5 protein-coding genes are annotated in these 5035 nt (G+C 39.2%); 4 read left to right on the top strand and 1 reads right to left on the bottom strand.

Annotated features, from left to right (window positions below):
* Positions 1 to 415: 415 nt before the first annotated feature.
* Positions 416 to 784, top strand: coding sequence for a hypothetical protein (locus L1D46_RS19605; protein WP_130052448.1), 369 nt, complete (start codon positions 416 to 418; stop codon positions 782 to 784).
* Between the two features lie 164 nt (positions 785 to 948).
* Positions 949 to 1881, top strand: coding sequence for a cytidine deaminase (gene cdd / locus L1D46_RS19610; RefSeq protein ID WP_130052447.1), 933 nt, complete (start codon positions 949 to 951; stop codon positions 1879 to 1881).
* On the opposite strand, the gene udp is transcribed toward cdd, so the two are convergent.
* The gene (gene udp, locus L1D46_RS19615) at positions 1878 to 2633 is read right to left on the bottom strand and encodes a uridine phosphorylase (protein ID WP_130052446.1); all 756 of its coding nucleotides are present in this window, start codon (positions 2631 to 2633) and stop codon (positions 1878 to 1880) included. The two genes, cdd and udp, sit on opposite strands and share 4 nt — an antisense overlap.
* 145 nt (positions 2634 to 2778) lie before the next feature.
* Between udp and L1D46_RS19620 the strand changes: the two genes are divergently transcribed.
* Together L1D46_RS19620 and L1D46_RS19625 are read left to right on the top strand one after the other, a co-directional pair.
* A complete protein-coding gene (locus tag L1D46_RS19620; protein WP_130052445.1) occupies positions 2779 to 3558 on the top strand; it encodes a DUF2189 domain-containing protein in 780 nt (259 codons plus the stop codon).
* 288 nt (positions 3559 to 3846) lie between these two features.
* The gene (locus L1D46_RS19625) at positions 3847 to 4956 is read left to right on the top strand and encodes an arginase family protein (RefSeq protein ID WP_130052444.1); all 1110 of its coding nucleotides are present in this window, start codon (positions 3847 to 3849) and stop codon (positions 4954 to 4956) included.
* Positions 4957 to 5035 lie beyond the last annotated feature (79 nt).

Here is a 5035-nt window from a genome sequence, read left to right on the forward strand (position 1 = left end):
GCATTGCATTAATTGTTGTTGAATATAATAAAATCAATAGTATAAAGCTAATGAGCAAAACCAAACGCGCTTTCATGGCACACCAATCCATTTTAAAAATGAGTACATAAAGCACTCACTCCTTTTACTGTCTTAATAACGCTTTACATTATAAATTTTAACTAAATACAGGTTTATCTGAAATTGCTTATTTGTTTAGAGGAAATCTCTTACATGTTTATAAAGTAAATAGGGTGTGAACTCGAATGGCAGATTTTCAGATTAAAACTAATCCTAAAATATGAAATATGCAACTGGTCATACCTATTTTATTGCTAGGTATTGACTGGAAGGGCGATATCAATAAAATAGCCCAGCTTTTTAGATCAGCTACCGTTGATCCAAAAACAACTCCCACACTTTTTTAGAGTAACTTATGCCAAACGTGTCTACTTGCATCACTTATGATGCATCGACGTCACTCGTGATGATGACGTTAAGAGGGACTGCTAGTGCACAGGATGTGATTAATTTTTACCAAATTGCCCAACAATACTCGGTATTATATGGGTCAGAAAAAATACTCGTTGACGTGTCTGAATTGACTCACAACTTCGCACCTGCTGATTTATTCACCATCATGCCGGAAGTGGCAAACTCTTTGAAAGAAGCTGTAGTGGCTATTGTGGTAAGTTTTGATGGATTTATGCACGATTTATTTATGCAAAAAGCAAAGCGCTATAACTTACAGGCTGAAAACTTTGAATGTTTTAACAAAGCTAAAAACTGGTTAGTGCATCAATAAATGCTGAGCTTAGCTATTGGAAATATATTTGTATATCTGGGCTTACAAATACCGCTAATTTTTAGCTTTTTTTGTGCTAATAATCGGGATGTTTAACGCCAAAACCTAGCAATTCAATACGTAACCTTTTAAACTGTTTAGCCAATTAATAATTATAATTTGTTATGACAGCAACTAGGATAGATGCAAGCAAACTAGCTCAAAAATCTGAGCCGTTTAGCTTCAATGAACAACAAAAAAACTCTCTTTTTGCCCAGCTTAAAAAGCAGCGTGGCATCTTATCTCAATCAGATATTTCTTCTCTTTGTCAGCAGTTCGAAGTTAGCCAACTTGAGTTACAAAAAGCCTGTGTACCCGTCGCAAGTTTATTTTCTGTCGCACCTATTTCTAAATTTTATGTGGGTGCTGTTGCAGTTGGGTTAAACAAACAAGGCGAAACAAACTTTTATTTTGGTGCTAATGTCGAGTTTTCTCATCAAGCATTAAGTTTGGTAGTACATGCTGAGCAATCAGCGATTAATAATGCGTGGCTTAACGGCGCGCAAGCAGTTCAAAAAATTGCTATCAGTGATGCACCTTGTGGTTATTGCCGTCAATTTATGAATGAATTGAGCACCGCAGACTCACTTGAGATTTTATTGCCAGAACGGGACTTTAACCTACATGAGTTGTTACCACATTCATTTGGTCCAAAAGATTTAGGTAATGAAGAATGCTTGTTTTCACATAAACAAAGAGATAAGCAATTTGCAGAAACGAGTATTAACGATGAAAAACTAGTTCAGTTGGCGCTTAATGCATACGTACCATATACAGGTAACTTTAGTGCTGTTAGATTAAGTACATATACAGAAGGTGACTTTTACGGAAGCTATGCTGAAAATGCAGCTTATAGTCCAAGCCTTTCTCCGCTACAAAGTGCGTTGAGTCAGTTTTATCTTGCGGGTTTAACTTTTGATGATAAAACGGTTAAGTCAATAACCTTGCTAGAAACACAAGGCGCAGAAAATCAGTATGAGGTGGCTAAAAGTGTGCTGGCAAGTTTTGAAAACCCACCAGCATTTGAACACTGTGTTGCTAAACTAGTTAACGATTAGTTTAGCAATAGTTTTGCAGCTTCAATGACGACGGCGACTGATTTTTTCTCAATCTCGCCGTGGTCAACATTAGGAATTTCTTGTTTAGTACGATTTACTAATACACCTGCAACACACGCTGCACGCAAGCCAAGTGCTGCACACATAGTAAATAGTGTTGCTGATTCCATTTCATAATTCATCACGCCTAGTTTTTGCCATTCTTCACAGCTGCCTTGGAATGAACGAGGAACATAGCCAGAATAGGTATCGTAACGTTCTTGTCCTGGATAGAAGGTGTCACTAGATGCTGTAATACCAATATGGAAGCTAATCCCTAACTTATCACACGCATTTACCATAGCTTGAGTAGCAAAAAAGTCAGACACTGCAGGATAGCTTAGCGGTGCGAAATGCTGGCTTGCGCCGTCTAAACGAACTGAGGCTTGGCTAATTAAAATGTCGCCTTCATTAATGTGTGGCTGAATAGCACCGGTCGTGCCAATTCGCAAAAAGGTATCTATACCTAGCTGGGCAAGTTCTTCAACAGCGATTGATGTAGATGGTCCGCCAATACCGGTTGAACAAACTACAACGCTATGGCCGTTTAGCTCACCTCGGTATACATGAAATTCACGGGTCTTCGCTAAGCATTCTGGGTTATCGAGAAGTGTTGAAATGCGTGCTGAGCGGTCAGGATCGCCTGGGACAATCGCAAGGGTTGCGCCGTTTAAGTCCTGACGAGTAAGCCCTAAGTGAAATACCTTTTCCATTATTAAACCTTATTTTTGTCTAAAGCGTAATACTTTAATCATATGTGTTTAAAGTACAGGACAGATGTCCTATTAGATTACGAATGTTGCAAGAATTGCACAGATAACCTAAACCTAAAGAAGTAACGATAAAAGAGGATATATTATGCCTGCTTCATCTTCTATGAGTAAACACCATGAGTTTGCACGCTGTTTAGAAAGCTCGAAAATTTCAATCGGTGCGCCTTTTCATTGGTTGGCACTCGCATTTAAAGATATCGCTAATGCTCCCATACTAAGTCTAGTATACGGATTAGTATTTACCTTGATACCTGCGACTATCATGTATTTTGTTTATCAGTTTGATACACACTTGGTTATTTTACCTGCCGTAGTTGGCTTTGCACTAATAGGCCCTGCATTTGCCGCTGGTCTTTATGATGTTGCTTGGGAGCTTGAAAAAGGTCACAAGCCCACTTTGATGCACAGTCTTAAATCGATGTTCAGAAACCCTGCAGGTGAATGGGGATTTGCCGTGTTGTTAATGGTGATTATGATTGTATGGATGCGTTTAGCAGCTCTTATTCATGCATTGTACCCGAACGTTGTTAACCCGACTTTTGAGCAGTTATCTGCATTCTTAACGCTCGGCAGTATTGTCGGCGGTATCTTGCTGGTGACTGTATTCGCTATTTCTGCATTTACCCCGCAAATTATGATGGAGCGCCGTGTTGATATTATGACTGCGGTAATTTCTTCTATGAACGCGGTTAAAACAAATTTTGGTGCCATGGTTGTTTGGGCTGGGTTAATTCTGTGCTTAGTGTTTGTAGGCTTTATTACTGGCACTGCTGGTTTTATTGTCATTATGCCTTTATTGAGCTACGCCAGCTGGCATGCGTATATTGCCGTTATCAAAACCAAGAAGCCAAGAGGCTATGAATAATGAGTATTCACTTCGCTTGAATATAAATCTATAGCGGCAATCGAGTAGGTTGCCGCAAAATTTGACTTTCTTTTCGCGCATGTTATACCTGCCCAAATACAGCGCTCTTATTTAACTAGAGCAGTTTAAATTCTTCTGCATTAAAATTATAACCTTTTAATTTCAGAGAGTTATAAGTTTGGTTGGGCAAGTATTTGTTTAGCCTCAAAAATCTAAACGATACACAAACCTGATTGCGTAACTTTTTTATTACGCATGAATATGCAGATAATGATCAGCGGAGTAGAGATGAGTAACACACAAAAAGCATTCCATGAAAAACTAAGTCAGTGTCTTTGTCCTCCTGGCGATGGCGTATTTACAGTCAATACAGCAAAAGAACGTAAAGATGCGCTGCGTACTAAATTATACGGCCAAACAGACAATGTTGATGTGCTTTGGAAAGAGTCACTTGAAACACTGACTGACTCTGAACACAAAGCCGTTATTTTAGGAATTAGCTCTGACTGTGGCGGTGGTATCTTACGTGGTGCTAATTGGGGACCATTGTTTTTGCGCTCTACTTTGATTGATCAACAACCTCAAGCTCGCGCTTTTGATTTGGGTGATGTACGTGTAATCCCGCATTTATTACATGATAAATACCTTAACGATGCGACTATCACAAACTGCCAAAAAGCGTTATATGCAGATGAAAACAGTGAATACCATGTATCACCTTTGTCTATCACCGAAGATGTTTGTGATGGCTTTTATGCAAACTATCCTGATAAGGGTATTTTTGGTATCGGTGGCGACCATTCAATTAGCTACCCGCTGACTAAAGCTTACTTAAAAGCAAAACGTGATGCAGGTAAACGCACCGCAATCATTCACTTTGATGCTCATACTGACTTATTAGTTGAACGTTTAGGTATCGATTTATGTTTTGGTTCATGGTGTACACATATCCTTGAGTATTTACCGGCGCCGCGTAATTTAATTCAATTTGGTATTCGCTCTAGTGGTAAGCCTAAGCAACATTGGGAAGACACTTTTGGTGTTAAACAACATTGGGCCCACGAAATCATCGAACGTGGTGCTAAAGCAGTTGCTGAAGAGGTAATTGCACAACTTAAGGCTGATAATGTAGATGAGCTTTATGTAAGCTTTGATATTGATGCACTTGATGAAAGTTTTGCTTCAGCGACAGGGACACCAGAAGCAGGTGGCTTAACACCACAACATGCTTTAGATATTCTAGTTGCGTTGGCTGACGAGTTCCCAATTACTGGTGCTGACATGATGGAAATTGCGCCATTCACAGACAGCTCATTAATCGGTCAAACAAGTTCTGAAACAACACTTAGAGAAGGTGCTAAAATCTCAGCATTTTTGATTAATGCAATAAATAAGTAATTGACTCTAGGGCGGAAACACCCCGTTTCCGCTCATTCCTTTTTACTAAATAATATTTCAATATCCGCAACTTCGAGCT

Source organism: Pseudoalteromonas sp. Isolate3 (assembly GCF_022398505.1).
GTDB lineage: Bacteria > Pseudomonadota > Gammaproteobacteria > Enterobacterales > Alteromonadaceae > Pseudoalteromonas > Pseudoalteromonas apostichopi.

Coding starts and splice junctions, on each gene's coding strand:
- udp (WP_130052446.1), bottom strand. CDS start 2,633: ATGGAAAAGGTATTTCACTTAGGGCTTACTCGTCAGGACTTAAACGGC.
- L1D46_RS19625 (WP_130052444.1), top strand. CDS start 3,847: ATGAGTAACACACAAAAAGCATTCCATGAAAAACTAAGTCAGTGTCTT.
- L1D46_RS19605 (WP_130052448.1), top strand. CDS start 416: ATGCCAAACGTGTCTACTTGCATCACTTATGATGCATCGACGTCACTC.
- cdd (WP_130052447.1), top strand. CDS start 949: ATGACAGCAACTAGGATAGATGCAAGCAAACTAGCTCAAAAATCTGAG.
- L1D46_RS19620 (WP_130052445.1), top strand. CDS start 2,779: ATGCCTGCTTCATCTTCTATGAGTAAACACCATGAGTTTGCACGCTGT.